General features: G+C 36.2%; 15 protein-coding genes and 1 pseudogene. 2 read left to right on the top strand and 14 right to left on the bottom strand.

The features are described 5' to 3' along the window. The 11 genes from U9966_RS04585 to U9966_RS04535 form a co-directional block, all read right to left on the bottom strand. Complete coding sequence (locus tag U9966_RS04585) at positions 1-456, bottom strand: restriction endonuclease subunit S (RefSeq protein ID WP_306347282.1); 456 nt, start codon at positions 454-456, stop codon at positions 1-3. Then, complete coding sequence (locus U9966_RS04580) at positions 446-1,501, bottom strand: PDDEXK nuclease domain-containing protein (protein ID WP_306347283.1); 1,056 nt, start codon at positions 1,499-1,501, stop codon at positions 446-448. The genes U9966_RS04585 and U9966_RS04580 overlap by 11 nt, the downstream gene beginning before the upstream one ends. A gap of 47 nt (positions 1,502-1,548) precedes the next feature. Next, a complete protein-coding gene (gene mraY / locus U9966_RS04575; protein WP_306347284.1) occupies positions 1,549-2,631 on the bottom strand; it encodes a phospho-N-acetylmuramoyl-pentapeptide-transferase in 1,083 nt (360 codons plus the stop codon). 9 nt (positions 2,632-2,640) lie between these two features. After that, positions 2,641-4,023: a UDP-N-acetylmuramoyl-tripeptide--D-alanyl-D-alanine ligase gene (gene murF / locus U9966_RS04570; RefSeq protein ID WP_306347285.1), complete on the bottom strand. Its 1,383-nt coding sequence runs from the start codon at positions 4,021-4,023 to the stop codon at positions 2,641-2,643. A gap of 35 nt (positions 4,024-4,058) precedes the next feature. Beyond that, complete coding sequence (locus U9966_RS04565) at positions 4,059-5,909, bottom strand: ABC transporter ATP-binding protein (RefSeq protein ID WP_306347286.1); 1,851 nt, start codon at positions 5,907-5,909, stop codon at positions 4,059-4,061. Between the two features lie 90 nt (positions 5,910-5,999). Continuing rightward, positions 6,000-8,645 carry a PqiB family protein gene (locus tag U9966_RS04560; protein WP_306347287.1) on the bottom strand — a complete coding sequence of 882 codons (2,646 nt, stop codon included), beginning with the start codon at positions 8,643-8,645 and terminating at the stop codon, positions 6,000-6,002. A gap of 105 nt (positions 8,646-8,750) precedes the next feature. After that, positions 8,751-9,203, bottom strand: coding sequence for a ferric iron uptake transcriptional regulator (fur, locus tag U9966_RS04555; RefSeq protein ID WP_211597755.1), 453 nt, complete (start codon positions 9,201-9,203; stop codon positions 8,751-8,753). Positions 9,204-9,226: 23 nt separating this feature from the next. After that, on the bottom strand, positions 9,227-9,751 hold the full coding sequence (fldA, locus tag U9966_RS04550; RefSeq protein ID WP_306347288.1) for a flavodoxin FldA: 525 nt from the start codon (positions 9,749-9,751) through the stop codon (positions 9,227-9,229). Positions 9,752-9,778: 27 nt separating this feature from the next. Next, the gene (gene ybfE, locus U9966_RS04545) at positions 9,779-10,063 is read right to left on the bottom strand and encodes a LexA regulated protein (protein WP_306347289.1); all 285 of its coding nucleotides are present in this window, start codon (positions 10,061-10,063) and stop codon (positions 9,779-9,781) included. Between the two features lie 148 nt (positions 10,064-10,211). Continuing rightward, the gene (locus U9966_RS04540) at positions 10,212-10,943 is read right to left on the bottom strand and encodes a 3'-5' exonuclease (RefSeq protein WP_306347290.1); all 732 of its coding nucleotides are present in this window, start codon (positions 10,941-10,943) and stop codon (positions 10,212-10,214) included. A gap of 8 nt (positions 10,944-10,951) precedes the next feature. Next, positions 10,952-12,838 (bottom strand): DUF294 nucleotidyltransferase-like domain-containing protein, encoded by a 1,887-nt coding sequence (locus U9966_RS04535; RefSeq protein ID WP_306347291.1) that lies wholly within the window; start codon positions 12,836-12,838, stop codon positions 10,952-10,954. Between the two features lie 239 nt (positions 12,839-13,077). Between U9966_RS04535 and truA the strand changes: the two genes are divergently transcribed. Together truA and U9966_RS04525 are read left to right on the top strand one after the other, a co-directional pair. Next, entirely contained in the window at positions 13,078-13,857 is a 780-nt protein-coding gene (truA, locus tag U9966_RS04530; protein ID WP_306347292.1) for a tRNA pseudouridine(38-40) synthase TruA, read from the top strand. 59 nt (positions 13,858-13,916) lie between these two features. Further along, positions 13,917-14,177 (top strand): annotated as a pseudogene (locus tag U9966_RS04525) (hypothetical protein); the annotation flags it as partial. A gap of 77 nt (positions 14,178-14,254) precedes the next feature. On the opposite strand, the gene iscX reads toward U9966_RS04525, so the two are convergent. From iscX to hscA, 3 genes are read right to left on the bottom strand one after another with little or no spacing between them, the layout of a single operon-like run. Continuing rightward, complete coding sequence (gene iscX / locus U9966_RS04520) at positions 14,255-14,458, bottom strand: Fe-S cluster assembly protein IscX (protein WP_306347294.1); 204 nt, start codon at positions 14,456-14,458, stop codon at positions 14,255-14,257. Positions 14,459-14,467: 9 nt separating this feature from the next. Next, a complete protein-coding gene (gene fdx / locus U9966_RS04515; RefSeq protein ID WP_211597744.1) occupies positions 14,468-14,809 on the bottom strand; it encodes an ISC system 2Fe-2S type ferredoxin in 342 nt (113 codons plus the stop codon). 15 nt (positions 14,810-14,824) lie between these two features. Beyond that, complete coding sequence (gene hscA / locus U9966_RS04510) at positions 14,825-16,678, bottom strand: Fe-S protein assembly chaperone HscA (protein ID WP_306347295.1); 1,854 nt, start codon at positions 16,676-16,678, stop codon at positions 14,825-14,827. Positions 16,679-16,686: the final 8 nt, after the last annotated feature.

Genomic DNA, 16,686 nt, shown 5'->3' with positions numbered 1-16,686 from the left:
TTATTCACTCCCCATCTTCGCCAACAACAAACCTTTTAATTCTGCTAGCTGTTTATTTTGCTCTGCATTATTTTTTATCAAATTAAAAACAGATTTTACTTGTTGTTCAAACTCTTTAAAAATACTCAAACCTTCTATATCTATAATCCTAAATTGTTTTAAATAACTTGCTTGTACTCTCTGTCTACCATCAGAACCTGTCATACTTAATAAAGCATAGTCTCTAAATAATTTATTTTTAGCAAAGCAATATACAAAATATGGATTACTATGCTCTGTTGCTCTCATAACAATAAATTCCGTAGAACCAAAAGCAACCTCATCATTTTTAAGTTCATTAATAAATGCAATTTTACCATTTTCAAAACAAGGTGTTATTCTAGTTAATAGTGTATCATTATTTCTTACATTAACTGTTTGGATATAGTCGCCTAACTTTTTGTAATTAGTTTTCATTAAACTCCGCCTCTATCTGCTCGATACTAGGAATTGCTGACTGATAGTCCTTCGGCAATACATCAATAAGCTCATATTTACTCACACCAAGTGGCTTGTTAATATCTTTAAGTGCATATTCCACAATAATATCTTTTTTTGATTTACAAATTAAAATACCGATAGTCGCATTGTCTTGTTCGGTTTTGAGTTCATTGTCTATCGCTGTGGTATAAAAACTTAATTTTCCTGCAAATTCTGGCTTAAAATCTACTGCTTTAAGCTCAATAACTACATAACAACGCAACTTTAAATGATAAAACAGCAGGTCTATTCTAAATTCTTCGCCACCTACATTTAATTTATATTGCTTACCCATAAAGGCAAAACCATTGCCAAATTCAAGTAAAAATTTAGTGATATTTTCACACAAGGCATCTTCTAGCTCTTTTTCTTTATAGCTATCGGTAATGGTGAGAAAATCAAAATTATACGGATCTTTGGTAATCTGTTTTGCTAAATCAGACTGTATCGGTGGTAGCGTTGTATCAAAATTCGTAATCGCCTTGCCTGAACGCTGATACAAATTACTTTCTATTTGATGAATGAGAACTGCTCGACTAATGCCATTCTCCAAAGTGTTGGTTACATAAAACAAAGCCTCATCACTGTTTTTACACTTTTGAATAATAGCAATATTATGCCCCCAAGGGATTTGAGTTAATTGCGAAACAACTTGTTTCCCAATTTCATTATCTAATTTGGCAACAAGTTGTTGCCAAAATTCAACCCATTGTTTTATCGCCCTTAAATTACGATATGAAAAACCTTTTACATCAGGAAATTCTGCTGATAAATCTTTACTTAATTGCTCTAAAAAACCACTTCCCCAAGCAAAATCTTTTTGTTTTTGAATTATATCCTTGCCCATTTGCCAATAAAATTCAAGCAAGGTTGTGTTTACTTTAATATGTGCTTTTATTTGGGCTTTATGAAAATCTTGCTTTAAATCTTGTAACCAAATTTTATATTGGGTATTTACAACATTATTATTTTTCGTATCCATTATTCATTCTCCCTTATAAAAGCATAATCAATAAATTTTCAAACAACCTATCTCAACTTCAACGTCACTAACCCCACCAACACCAACATCAGCGTAATAATCCAAAATCGCATAATCACGCGTGGTTCTGGCCAGCCTTTGAGTTCAAAGTGATGATGAATAGGTGCCATTCTGAAAATGCGTTTTCCACGTAATTTAAATGACCCAACTTGTAAAAGAACAGAAAGGGTTTCTACGACAAACACACCGCCCATAATAACAAGTAACAATTCTTGACGAACTAAAATTGCGATAACGCCCAATGCTCCGCCTAATGAAAGTGAGCCGACATCTCCCATAAAGACTAATGCGGGGTAGGTGTTGTACCATAGGAAACCAAGTCCTGCTCCGACAATGGCGGTACAAACAACCGCTAATTCACCACTAAATTTGATAAATGGAATGTGTAAGTATTGTGCGAAGTTGATATTCCCTGTCGCCCACGCAATCAAGCCAAATGCGGCTGCAACCATAATAGTTGGGACGATAGCTAAACCGTCTAAGCCGTCTGTTAAGTTTACGGCATTACTCGTACCCACGATCACAAAATAGCCTAAAACAATGTAAAAAATCCCTAACTGTGGCATAAATTCTTTAAAGAATGGTACGACTAATTGTGTTGCGGCGGTGTCTTTACCGATAGCGTACATACCAAAAATTGCCACTAATGCGATGACTGAAAGCCAAAAATATTTCCAGCGAGCGATTAAACCATCAGTGCTTTGACGTGTGATTTTCCAGTAATCGTCCACAAAACCGACTACGCCATAGCCAAATAACACGAACATCACAAACCACACATAAGGGTTGGCTAAATTTGCCCATAATAAAGTACTTACGCCAATCGTAAACAGAATGATAATTCCACCCATTGTCGGTGTACCACGTTTTTTATAGTGACTTTCAGGACCGTCATTACGTACTTCTTGCCCAAATTTTAAGATTTGCAAACGGCGAATTACCTTTGGACCAATCCATAAACCAATTCCCATTGCGGTTAATAACGCCATAATGGCACGAAATGTGATGTATGAAACCACGTGAAAAGCGGTGTTATATTGCACTAAATATTCTGCAAGCCAAACTAACATTGTTTATCCTTATTTTTCTAATTGTTCAACTAAAAGAGCGATAAGCTCTTCCATCTTCTGACTACGTGAGCCTTTTGCTAATAATACAAGCGGTTGTTTTTGTTGTGATTTTTGCAAAATTGTCGGTATTAAGAAATCACACATTGCTTGTTTATCGGTAAAATGATGTTCTGAATTATTGCTGATTACTGCACTTTCTTTCCCAAAAGAAACCACTAAATCAAGCTCAGCTTCTTTAACAAAATCCGCCACTTGCTGATGACAAGCTTTGCTCTCTGTTCCCAATTCGCCCATATCAGCAACGGCTAAAATTCTAAACGCAGGGTAATTTTTTAATACAGAAACCGCCGATTTTAACGAGCCAACATTTGCATTATAAGTATCATCAATCAACAATAAATCCTCATTGATTTCAATCGGATACAAACGACCTTTTACTTTTGATTGTTGTTCAAGCCCTGATTTAACTGCTTGCAAATCTGCTCCAACCGCCATCGCTAGCGAAGTTGCCGCCAATGCATTGCTGATATTATGTTCGCCTAAATAAGAGGAATGAATGTCAATCTCGCCTTGTGGCGTGCCTAAAACAAAGTTCGCCCCCGTTAAGGTTAATTGAATATTTTTCGCATAAAAATCAGCGGATTGATTATTTGCTGAGAACGTCTGTGTTTTTCTGTTTGCGATCGTTTGTTGCCATAAATTTTGCCACTCTGGGTAATCTAAGTTAACAATCGCTACGCCATCATCTGCCAAGCCTTGATAAATCTCGCCTTTGGCTTTTGCAACACCTTCTAGCGAACCAAAACCTTCTAAATGGGCAGAAGTGATATTGTTAATTAAGCACGCATCAGGTTTGACTAAATTCGTGGTGTAAGCAATTTCGCCCAGATGATTAGCCCCTAACTCAACCACTGCAAATTTATGGTTTTCATTTAGACGTAACAAGGTTAACGGCACACCGAGATCATTGTTTAAATTACCAAAGGTAAACAATACTTCATCAGAACAAGCGGTTACATTTTGCAAGATTTTTGCAACCATTTCTTTCACCGTTGTTTTGCCCGATGATCCCGTCATCGCGACCGTTTTCGGATTGATTTTTGCTTTGAGCCATTTTCCCAACTGACCTAAGGCTAAGCGGGTGTCTTTCACGATAAGCTGTGGGACATCAATTTCTATTTCTCGCTCAACCACAACTGCCACACAACCTTGTTCAACGGCTTGGGCTAAGTAGTTATGGGCATCAAAATTTTCACCTTTTAATGCAAAAAATAGTCCTTTTTCCACCGCTTGACGAGTGTCGGTACTAATGTGTTCAACACAGATATGCTCATCGCCAACCAAACGTGCATTGAGAATATCGGCGAGGGTTTTTAAATTTAGTTTAATCATTACTTTCTTATATTATCCCACTTTATATTTAATATTTATTCTACGTTTTCATCATCTGCTAAAAATCCACCACTTTGATGATTCCACAGTTTGGCATAGACACCTTTTTTAGCCAATAATTCATTATGAGAGCCTTGCTCTATAATTTTCCCTTGATCCAGTACAATTAAACGATCCATTGCCATAATGGTCGATAAACGATGAGCAATCGCTAACACGGTTTTACCTTCCATTAATTCGGCTAAATTCTCTTGAATAGCTGCTTCAACTTCAGAATCTAAAGCACTGGTTGCCTCATCCAATAATAAAATTGGTGCGTCTTTTAACATTACCCGAGCAATTGCAATTCGCTGACGTTGTCCTCCTGATAACTTAACACCACGTTCTCCAACATAAGTATCATAACCCGTTCTGCCTTTGGCATCACTCAGTGTAGCAATAAACTCATCAGCAGCGGCTTTTTGTGCTGCTTTTTCCATTTCTTGTTCCGTAGCCTCTGGTCGTCCATAAAGTAAATTTTCTTTCACTGAACGATGTAATAATGAGGTATCTTGAGTTACTAAACCAATTTGTGATCGTAAACTATCTTGAGTTACATCATAAATATTTTGACCATCAATTTTGATATCTCCATTTTGAATATCATAAAAACGTAATAATAGATTAGTGAGTGTCGACTTACCTGCACCACTTCGCCCAACTATTCCTACTTTTTCGCTCGCTTTAATATGCAGATTAAAATCTTGTAATAGTGGATTTTCTTTATCATAAGCAAAGTCAATATGTTCAAAGGTAATCTCACCCTTAAATACTTTAAGTTCTGTGGCATTTTCTTTATCTTTAATAAAATGAGGTTTTGAAATGGTGTTCATTCCATCTTGAACTGTCCCTAAATTTTCAAATAAACGAGCGGCTTCCCACATAATCCATTGTGATAATCCTTTAATACGTAACGCCAATGCCGTTGCTGTTGCAATGGCTCCAGCTGTCACAAAGCCATTATACCAAAGCACTAACCCCATTGTTGCCGTTGAAACCACGAGCCACATACTATTGATATAATGCAATGCCTCAATTGAAGTGACTAAACGCATTTGTTTATGTACGGTTAGCATAAATTCCTGCATTGAGGTTTTTACATATTTTGCTTCTCTTTGACCGTGCGAAAACAATTTTACTGTTGCAATATTGGCATAAGTGTCTGTTATACGACCAGTCATTAAACTTCGTGCATCTGATTGCTCTTGAGAGGCTTTTCCCAACTTAGGAATAAAATTTCGCATAATGAGAAGCAGTCCAACTAGCCATACGCCAAAAGGCAGTAAAAACCAACTATCAAATTGAACTAAAATAATACTGGAAGTAATCAAATAAACAGAAATTTGAACAATCACGCCTGAAAGCGTAATCACAGAATCACGTACGGCTAAGGCAGTTTGCATTACTTTGGCTGAAACACGACCTGCAAACTCATCTTGATAAAATCCCATACTTTGCCCAAGCATTAAACGATGAAAATTCCATCGTAAACGCATTGGAAATACGCCTTGCAATGTTTGAAAACGTAAACTCGCATTAAAGAAAGTAAACAAAAATCCTAAACAAACCACAAACAACATAAATAAAATCGATGTTTTTTTAGTCTGCCATACTTGGGAAGGAGAAAGGGTGCTGACCCAATCGACTAAGTTACCAATAAATTGAAACAACAATCCTTCTGTGACGCCAATCCCCGCCGTCATTAGCATCATTAAAAAAATATAAATCCGCATACCCTTAGTGGCATCAAAGATAAAAGGTACTAACCCCGACTTTGGTGTTATAGGATCATTTTTAGGATAAGGTTCAATACGATTTTCAAACCACTCAAATAATTGCTTTATCATTGAATACCCTTATAGCGGTATGATTTTTGTAATAATTTGCAAATTTTCATTCTCATCTGACCGCTTGTTACTCTCCCAATTTTACAAATGTTAATATGCACCTTGATTCCACTCTGCCACACCTTTAGGTGGGTTAGGTTGTAGAATAAAATGCTGATTAGCTTTAGCTTTTGAACTCACTATTTTACCTGATGGTGTAGAAAATGAAATACCACCATTCATTAATTGGGACATTGTGCCAGAACTAATGGTTGCTCCATTTAATCCTACGTTCATTGTGTAGCCAGAAGATTCCCAGAACTGACTATTTTTACGCACTAAATGACGATATTTATAACTAATTCGTACATATAAAAAGACACGATCACCTAATTCACTTAATTTTACACGATCAACAATCCCCACTTGTAAGCCTCGATAAAATACAGGCGTATCTACACTCAAACCATTGGCATTACTGGTTTCTAATACAATAGGGAAGCCACCTTGATATTCTGTTTTAGTGACATCATTATCCACTAAGGTAAACCAAGTTTTACGTTTTCCCGTACCTGCATTAACATCAATATAATTTTGTAGTACTGCATCTAAATGCTTAAATCCTGAACTATTAATTTGTGGAGAGATCGCCTTAAATACACTGCCTGATCGTGCCACGATCCCATAATATTTACTCTTAATGGAAGCGGTCACTTTAATACGTTTTTTTGCATTTTCTAATTTTAAGGTTTTAATGTGACCAATGGTTAATCCCATATATTTAATTGGCATACCTTCACTTAATTTAGCGGCATCTTTGGTAATTAAGGTAATATAAGAATTTCCAGCAAAGACTTTATCATAATTTTCATAAAGGGTATTACTTTGCTTACGTCCTTTATTATCAAAACTAATTGCTCCCTTTAAAGTTCGCATAAAAGGAGCAGCTTGAATATTTATGCCTTTTGTTGAAATATCAATCGCTGTGGCAGGCTCAATCCAAAAGCGACTTTTATTAGTAAGTAAATGACGATATTTAGGTATGATAAACAGTCCAATCTCAAATTTCTCTGCTTTTGGTGTAATATCTAATACCTCACCAACCTGAAAATCATTATAAAGTATCACCGAACCTTTATTTATTCCTGATACTTTTTTGGCAGACAATACCTTTGTTACACGCTTTTGTGTATCAATAATCCCTTGTTGTGCATTTTCTCTATTTTCATAAAGAGGATAAGAATCAAGAGGCTTACCTTTTGGTTCTTCAACTAACATTCTAATCCCCCCCTTTAACCATTCTGTTGGTGAAGCGGATTTAAACTGCACGCCATCCATATTAGCAGAGAGATCAAAATGAGAAATAGAGACAAACTGACTGTTTTTAGCAATAAAACGACGATATTCTGGATAAATCATTACTTTAAAACTGACATTTTTCAAGGTGACATTTCGTTCTAAAATTTCACCAATTTGAATATCGTTATAGTAAATACCTTGCCCTTTGTCTACCCCATAAGATTGCGAAGCAACTAAGGTTAAACCCAACACATCTGGACGGCTTAATAAATAATCAGCTTCTTTTTGAATGCTAAATGTATTTAATTCCTCACCCTCACCCACTTTTACAACATCAAAAAAATTGCCTCTCACTAATTCATTTAATTTTGTTATCTGTTGTTTATTTAAACCAAATTTAGGTTCTTTTAATAAAATAGTGGTTCCTGAACGTAATAAGTGTGTATAGTTTGGATTAAGTAATAATTTACCCTTTAATACTTTTTGTTCCATACTAGTATCAATAGGATCTAATTCAGCTAACACCCCAATTTTCGTATTTTGGTAAAAGAGTGCCGTTTCATTAACTTTAACAGAAGAATGAAGAGGCAATAGAACATCCACTTCAATCCCTCTGTTTGCTGCTTTTAAATTTTTATACAAAGTATAATGCTGATTTTGAACAGCTTGTTGTGTATCATCCTTAGGAAAATCAAAGGCAATTGCACCTTGAACAACAGATTGAATACTATCTATTGCAATAGATAATCCTGATAAATCTAATGTTGCATTAATGCCACTAATATTCCAAAAATGGCTATTTTTCTTCACCAAGTTGGCATATTTTTTCTTTATCATTACATCAATCTCAACTTGTTGTTGATCTTCAGTAAAACGATAACTTAAAATACTTCCAACGGGTACTTTTTTAAAATAAACATTTGATCCGATAGAAATAGAGCCTAAATCATCAGAAACTAGCTTAATCAATAAATCTCCTGCCGTAACAGGAGCAACAGGAGGTTCTAATTCCGCAATAAATTCATCTGCCTCATCTCCTGTTCCAGGTAAAAGCGTAATATAATTTCCTGATACAATAGAATCTAATCCAGAAACACCCGCTAAAGAAACAGAAGGTTGAACTAACCAAAACTTAGTATCTTCACGTAATAATGATGATGCTTCAGGTGTAATTTCAGCAATCACATCAACATTTTTCAAATCTTCAGAAAAACTGACTTTCTTTACCAATCCAATTTGCAATCCTTGATACCTAATTGGTGTTTTCTTTGCTGTAATACCTGCACCATCGGTGAAATGAAGAGTGATAATTTCGCCTCTTTCTTTCAAAATCTGAAAAAATAATAATGCACCAATAATAAAGGCAATAACAGGGAGTAACCAAAATATCGAAATTTTACGAGGAGGACGAACTTTGGCTGTTTCAACTTGAGGAGTAAGGGTTGTATTTTCTGACATAAATGGGTACCAAATAAAACAATAGAAGCGGTACGATCTTGTAATTTATTTACAAAATCTCACCGCTTATGCTCAAATAATTAAGTATAAAGAGAATAAAAAATACTATTTTTCTTTATTATCACAATGACTTAGATCACTGCAAGTTCCATAAAGATAAAGACTATGTTTTTCAAGTTCAATACCGTGTTTTTGACTAATTTCTCTTTGACGACGCTCAATCTCGTCATCTTTAAATTCAAACACCTTACCACAATCTTTACAAATAATATGATCGTGTTGATGATCATAATTCAACTCAAAAACGGCTTTATTAGAATCAAAACTATGACGAGTTAAGATACCGACCTCTTCAAATTGATTTAACACTCGGTACACGGTCGCTAAACCAACCTCAGATTTATGTTCTAAGAGAAGTTTATAAATGTCTTCTGCTGCAAAATGTTGCATATTTTCACGAGAATCTTGCATTAATGCAAGAATAGTTAATCGTGGTTCTGTAATTTTCAGACCCACTTTTTTCAGTAGCTCTTTATTTTGTTCAGATTGTTCCGACATTTTATGCTCCTTATTTATAATCATTAAGCTAATGATGAAAGACACATTTCATCATTTAATTGTTCACACCATTTCTGTACTCGTTGTTCTGTTAATTCTGGTTGACGATCTTCATCAATACATAATCCAACAAAGGTATTTTCATCCACTAATGCTTGAGAAACTTCAAAATTATAACCTTCTGTTGACCAATGCCCAACAATAACACCGCCATTTTGTTCAACAACATCACGCACCGTGCCCATCGCATCACAAAAATATTCCGCATAATCTTCTTGATCGCCACAACCAAAAATACCAATGATTTTTCCTGAGAAATCAATTTCCTGTAAAGTTGGCATAAAGTCATCCCAATCCGCTTGAGACTCACCATAATACCAAGTTGGAATACCAATTAATAAGAAATCATAGGCTTCTATATCTTCCTTAGTACTTTTTGCAATGTCGTGTACTGCAACAAGATTTGCACCTAATTGCCCTTGAATCATTTTTGATACGGCTTCAGTATTACCCGTATCACTACCGTAAAATAAACCAACAACTGCCATTTTATTTCCTATTTATTCTATTAACCTTTAATCAACACACTGTTTATCAATATAGTCATTCAAAATATTTTGAATGAGCTGACTACGAGTTACATTTTGCTCATTTGAGAGTTTTTCTAACGCTAAAACAAGATCAGAATGCAACTTTAACTCCACTCGCTTTAAACCACACGAGCGATCTCGTCTCAATTGATTACGTTTATTCACTCTTATTTGCTGCTCTCGACTTAACGAACTACAACGAGGACGTCCTACTTTGGGAGATGATGCAAATAAGTCTAACGTGATACAATCTACATCTTGTTTTGCCATTATACCATAATACTACTTAACTATTCTCATTTACAAATGAAAATGAGAATATTATAAACAATTTTTAAATATACCATATTCTTTATTTATTGAAAATAAAGCATTACAAATTTTTAACTTTATTGATTATTTTATCCACATAAAAAAACTACCGCCACAATTCCCCGACCGTCATATCAGGCGAGAAATGATGGCTGATTTGGGCTTGGAATAATTCGGCGGTGGCGATGGAATCAATTAACGCATTGTGAGCCGTATAGGGCGGTAAACCGTAGCGAGTACGGCTGTTAGCAAGGCGGACTGAGGGCATTTTTTTGCTGAGTAATTTATCCAACCACGTTCTTTTTTCATATTGAACATTACCTTCGATCTGCATAGTATCAACAACGGGAAACAGAATTCCCTCCTTAATTCTCACCATTAAAGCAGAATTAAAAAACTGACGTTCAATTGGACGGTAATGCACCACCACAATTTTATTGGCAAGGATTGTTAGCAAATCATCTAACACTTTGCGTAAATCAGGCGCGTCAGAAATGTCGCTGTGGGTAATGCCGTGAATTACCACTGATTCTTCTTCAAGTTCTTGTTTTGGGCGGACAATCCAATGTTTGGCTTGGTTACAATAAATGCTTTTCAAGTCAAAAGGAATTAAGCCGATACTCACAATATCATCAACGGTGGCATCTAAGCCGGTAGTTTCAAAATCGAGTGCCACAAAATCTACGTCTTTGAGAGGTGTGTTTTCGTCGATTACGCCTGCTTGGTAAAATTCTTTTAGTAGTGGATTTTTTACCTGTTGGGCTTGCTGTTGATAATAATCCTGCCAATTGTCAGGGATTTGGCTATCAGGGATAATCAAGTTTTGTTGTGCTGTCATATTTCCCCTTAATATTTACGTCTTGGCGGATAGCGGAATTTAATGAATTTTTGGGCATTACTTAGCACCAAAAAGGCATCTTTTAAATTACGGCGTTCAAAATCTGACATTGCTTCAGGTTCGATATTATTATCAGGTTCAAGATCTTCTAAGATATCATTGGCTTGATGACGAATACGTACAATTGACAATAATTCTAACGCATTTTGTAAATCTTGCCCTTGATTACGTGGCAAAATACCTGCTTCAATAATATTTTCTAAACGCTCAAAGGAGTTTTTAGCTAATGATCCGATGGATAGAGCGTGAACACGTATTAAGTCTGCCAGTGGGGCTGTGCCTCGACGTTTTAGGTTGATCGATTTTTGATGACGACCGTCATTTTCCATTACAAAATTTTTAAAGAAACCCAGTGGTGGAGTGCGTAGCCCTGCTGTGTGAGCTAATGCCCCTAAGAAAACATTATTTTTTCTGGCACGTTGTACGACGAAGCTATATAGCTGTTCTGCCCACTTAGTACGACCATAAACGCCGTCTAAATCAAAGAAAATTGAGCTATTTAGTAAGGCTTTTGGATTGGGATTATCGATCCAATCGACAAAGGTTTCTTTCCATTCGCTTAGGGTTTTACGCCATTCAGGGTTGGTTGCCATAATATCGCCAGTGCAATAAGTATAGCCACAAGCCGCTAAGCCGTCGCAAATAAAATGTGAGAATTGTTCAAAATAATCATTATGTAATTTTGGATCGTAGCTCTCATCAAGGATCAACGCATTATCTTGATCGGTAACAATAAGCTGTTCATCACGAGCCATTGAACCTAAGGCTAATAGGCAATAAGGAATTGGTGCTGTACCTAATTTTTCTTCGGCAAGTTCAGCTAAACGCTGTTTGAAACTACGTCCAATCACTGCCATTGCAGATCCAACCATATGTGAATTGGCTTCTTCTTGTACCATTCGTACAAAGCAATCTTTCACTTGCCCTGCAATAATAGCTAATTCTTCAATACTATTCTGTTGGAAAATGCTGTTTACAATCAACAGACTATTTTGCGATTCGTGACGGAGTAAATCGGTATTGGAAATAATACCAATTGCCTCACCTTTATTCATAATAGGCAAGTGGTTAATATTATAACGGAGCATTGTCATCATTGCTTCATACACATAAGCATTACCATCTAGACAGTATAAGCTTGGTGATACGACTTCACTAATGGATGTGGCAGGATCAATTTTTTCTGCTAACACTCGAGTACACAAATCTCGATCGGTAATAATACCCACAAATGGATCGATATCATCATCTTCATTCGTCTCTTTAATTGCTGAATTTGCGATTAATACGGCTGAAACATTTTCTTCTTTCATACAAGCCGCGGTATCTGTAATTGATGTATTTTGATCTACAATAACTGCTGGGCGAGTAATTAAGGTTTTTACTTTAGATTGGGTAAGATCATTTTCACTATTAGAAATCACTTGGCTTAAACGCTGAGTACCTTCCACTTCCATAAAATCAGCGAAGACTTCATAATCATTGCAATAGCGATGAAAAATTTCAGCAGGAATGCAATAAGCAAGGGTATCTTCAATCGCCGTAACAGGAAAACGCACTTTATTATTCATAAAGAGTCCCATTTGACCAAAGATTTGTCCTTCTGTCATTCGGTTATACAGTTTGCCACTGCGACGATAAACCTCAACTACACCACTACGCATTACATAGAGTGAGTCAATGTCTGCATTATAAGTTAAAATCGGTGTTTCAGCACGAAAATAACGAATTTCTATATTATGGGCTAATTCATTGAGTGCTTCTTCTGGCAATTCATCAAAAGGAGCGAGCTGTGCTAGAAAGTTTTTGATTTCAAGTAGTTCAATTTCCATCATATTTCTGTCCTAAAAAGTAACAAATAAAGTATAGTATAACGATCTTTTCATAACGAGACTATTTTTAGATTAAATTTAATTTAATGTTGTTTTTCTCAAGACAAGATCGTATGTGAAAGTCGTTATTTCCCCCTCCAATTGGTATACTCAAAAAGTGAGGTAAAAAATTGCAAAAATCTCAAAAAATCATACCGCTTGTAGTACAATATCTTTTATTGTTAATAATTTAATAAATTCAAATGAAAATTGCATTAGGTATTGAGTATGACGGAAGTCGTTATTTTGGTTGGCAGAAGCAACAATCTGTTATCAGTGTTCAAGAACAATTAGAAAAAGCATTATCTATTATTGCCAATTCTCCAATTGAGGTATTTTGTGCAGGACGTACTGACTCTGGAGTTCACAGTACAGGACAGGTAGTGCATTTTGAAACAGATGTGAATCGTCCTTTAAAAAGCTGGTGTTTTGGAACGAATGCTCACCTACCTGATGATATTTCTGTTAAATGGTCTATTGACGTTGAACCCGATTTTCACGCTCGTTTTAGTGCTACAGCTCGCCGTTATCGTTATATTATCTATAATAATAACCTTCGCTCTGCAATCCTGCCAAAGGGGATATCCCATTATAATGTTCCACTTGATCATCAAAAAATGCACCAAGCGGGACAATTTCTGTTGGGTGAAAATGATTTTAGCTCATTTCGTGCCGCACAGTGTCAGTCAAATAGCCCAAATCGTAATATTCATCATTTAATTGTCACTCATAATGGGCAATTTGTGATTATTGATATCCAAGCGAATGCTTTTGTACATCATATGGTCAGAAATATTGTGGGGAGTTTAATTGAAGTAGGTTGTGAAAATCAAGAACCTGAATGGATCAAATGGTTACTTGAACAAAAAGATCGACAATTAGCTGCTCCAACCGCAAAAGCAGCAGGGTTATATTTGGTTGATGTGCATTATCCAGAACAGTTTAATATCCCAAAAACGCCATTAGGTCCATTATTTTTATAAGTTTTTATTACGCAAACCTTTGCTATTTTGTATAACTATTTCAATATGTTACAAATGTCTTTATAATGGTCACCTATTTTTTATTAAGAGAATTAAAAATGAACTATATTGAAATTTTAGGCTATGCGGCAATGCTTACCGTGTCTTGCTCTTTCTTACTTAAAGATGTGACTAAATTACGTTTTGTTAATACTATTGGGTGTATTTTATTTATGATTTATGGGTTACTACTTAAATCTTACCCAGTGGTAGGCTTAAACATTTTTGTTGCCTGCATTAATAGTTATTATATATTTAAAGAATTAAAAGCTAAAAAATAATTCTTTGTAATCACAGGGAGACAGGGTATCGTTATACCCTGTCTCAATACTGAATACTGAATATTGAATTTACAAATTTACTCATCATATTCATCAAGCCATTTTAATAAAATAGACTCTAAAATTTTCTCATTCGATTTTTGTGGATCATCATCAAATCCCTCTAACTCACAAATCCAACGGTGCATATCCGTAAAACGTACTGTTTTTGGATCTAAATCAGGATCGCGTTCATAAAGTTCGATTGCTATGTCTTGTGTATCTTGCCAAGTTAATTTCATTACTCTTCCTTAGTGATCCGCTTCTTTGGCGTGATTTAAGGTATATTTTGGAATTTCTACCACTAAATCTTCATCGCCCACAATACATTGACAACCCAAACGGCTATCCATTTCCAAGCCCCACGCTTTATCAAGCATATCTTCTTCCAGATCGCTGGCTTCATTTAATGAATCAAAGCCTTCACGAATAATCAAGTGGCAAGTAGTACAAGCACAGGATTTTTCACAGGCGTGATCCACTTCAATATGTTTATCTAACATTAAATTGAGTAAGTTATCGCCCTCTTTTGCTTCAATTACATCACCCTCTGGGCAAAGATCTTCGTGGGGTAAAACGACTATTTTTGGCATTTTCTTTCCTTTATACTATTCAACTTCACTAACAGATTTTCCTGTTAATGCTTTATTCACAGACGCATTCATTCGTCGTGCCGCAAATTCTTGCGTGGCTAAATCGACTTTTTTAATTCCCTGAGCAATCAAACTACGATCTTCGCCTTTTTTAATTTCAATCAATTCGGCTAACACCTGTTCAATTTGATGAAATTCAGCTTCACTTAATAATTCCACACCGTCTGCTTTTAATGCGTTAATCACGCTTTCAATCACACGATCCGCCTCTACTCGCTGTTCTGCTAATTCACGAGCCGTAATGTCTTGTTTCGCATTCTCAAAAGACGATTTGATCATCTGGGTGATTTCATCATCGCTTAACCCATAAGAGGGTTTAATTTGAATTGAGGCTTGTACTTTGGTGGATTTCTCCATTGCGGTTACACTTAATAAGCCATCAGCATCCACTTGATAAGTCACACGAATATGTGCTGCACCCGCCACCATCGGTGGAATGCCATGCAATGTAAAACGCCCTAATGAGCGACAATCTGCCACTAACTCACGTTCGCCTTGCACCACATGAACCGTCATTGCAGTTTGTCCATCTTTAAAGGTGGTAAATTCTTGGGCTTTTGCCACAGGAATGGTGGTGTTGCGTGGAATGATTTTTTCCACTAATCCGCCCATTGTTTCAATGCCTAATGAAAGTGGTACAACATCAAGCAATAACATATCCGAATCAGGTTTATTACCCACTAAAATATCCGCTTGAATTGCTGCCCCAAGTGCCACTACTTTATCAGGATCGATGGAGGTTAGCGGTGTTTTTCCAAAAAATTCGCCCACTTTTTCACGTACATAAGGCACACGGGTTGAACCGCCCACCATTACGACTTGTTGCACTTCATCATTAGAAATTTGAGCATCTTTTAACGCACGACGACAAGTCATCAATGAGCGTTTTACAAGCGGTGCGATTAGATCAGAAAATTGCAATTTTAATAATTCGCCTTGCCACGCTTTCCAACTAATCGTTGCGGTTTCTTGCTCACTTAATGCGATTTTAATTTGGGTTGCAAGGGTTAATAAATCTCGTTGTTCAGTATTATTTTGTGGTGCAATCTGAGATTGTTCCACGATCCAATTTGCAATTAGATGATCAAAATCATCGCCACCTAATGCGGTATCGCCCCCCGTCGCTAGCACTTCAAATACGCCACGAGATAGGCGTAAAATCGAAATATCAAAAGTACCGCCGCCTAAATCGTAAACGGCAATCACACCTTCTTGTCCGCTATCCAAACCATAAGCAATCGCTGCTGCCGTTGGTTCATTTAACAGACGTAATACATTTAAGCCTACTAAACGAGCGGCGTCTTTGGTGCTTTGACGTTGTGCATCATCAAAATAGGCTGGCACAGTAATTACCACGCCGGATAATTCGCCCGCTAAACGCTGTTCAGCAATATAATTAAGATGACTTAAAATATCACTTGAAATCTCAACAGGGCTTTTGTTACCTTGACGGGTTTGTAATAACGGTAATCCATTATCGCTTTCTGTAAACTGATAAGGTAATTTAGGGTAACGTTGCTGAATATCGCTTAGACTACGCCCAATCAAACGTTTCACAGAAATAACTGTATTTTGTGGATCGACACTCGCTTTTTCAAAGGCTTCATAGCCAATCAATTTTTTCTCATCCGCATAATGTACGATAGACGGAATTAACGCTCGCTCTTGTTTATCATTTAAAATCGTTGCTTGCCCACTGCGTACACTTGCCACCAACGAATTTGTTGTGCCTAAATCAATCCCCACCGCCAATTTTACTTGATGTGGTTCAACACTTTGACCCGGTTCTGTAATTTGTAATAATGCCATTATTTTCT

Origin of the sequence: Pasteurella atlantica, assembly GCF_963693435.1 — a bacterium.
GTDB lineage: Bacteria > Pseudomonadota > Gammaproteobacteria > Enterobacterales > Pasteurellaceae > Phocoenobacter > Phocoenobacter atlanticus.
The sequence above is the reverse complement of the archived record's forward strand: the minus strand, read 5'-3'. Positions and strand labels throughout refer to the sequence as shown.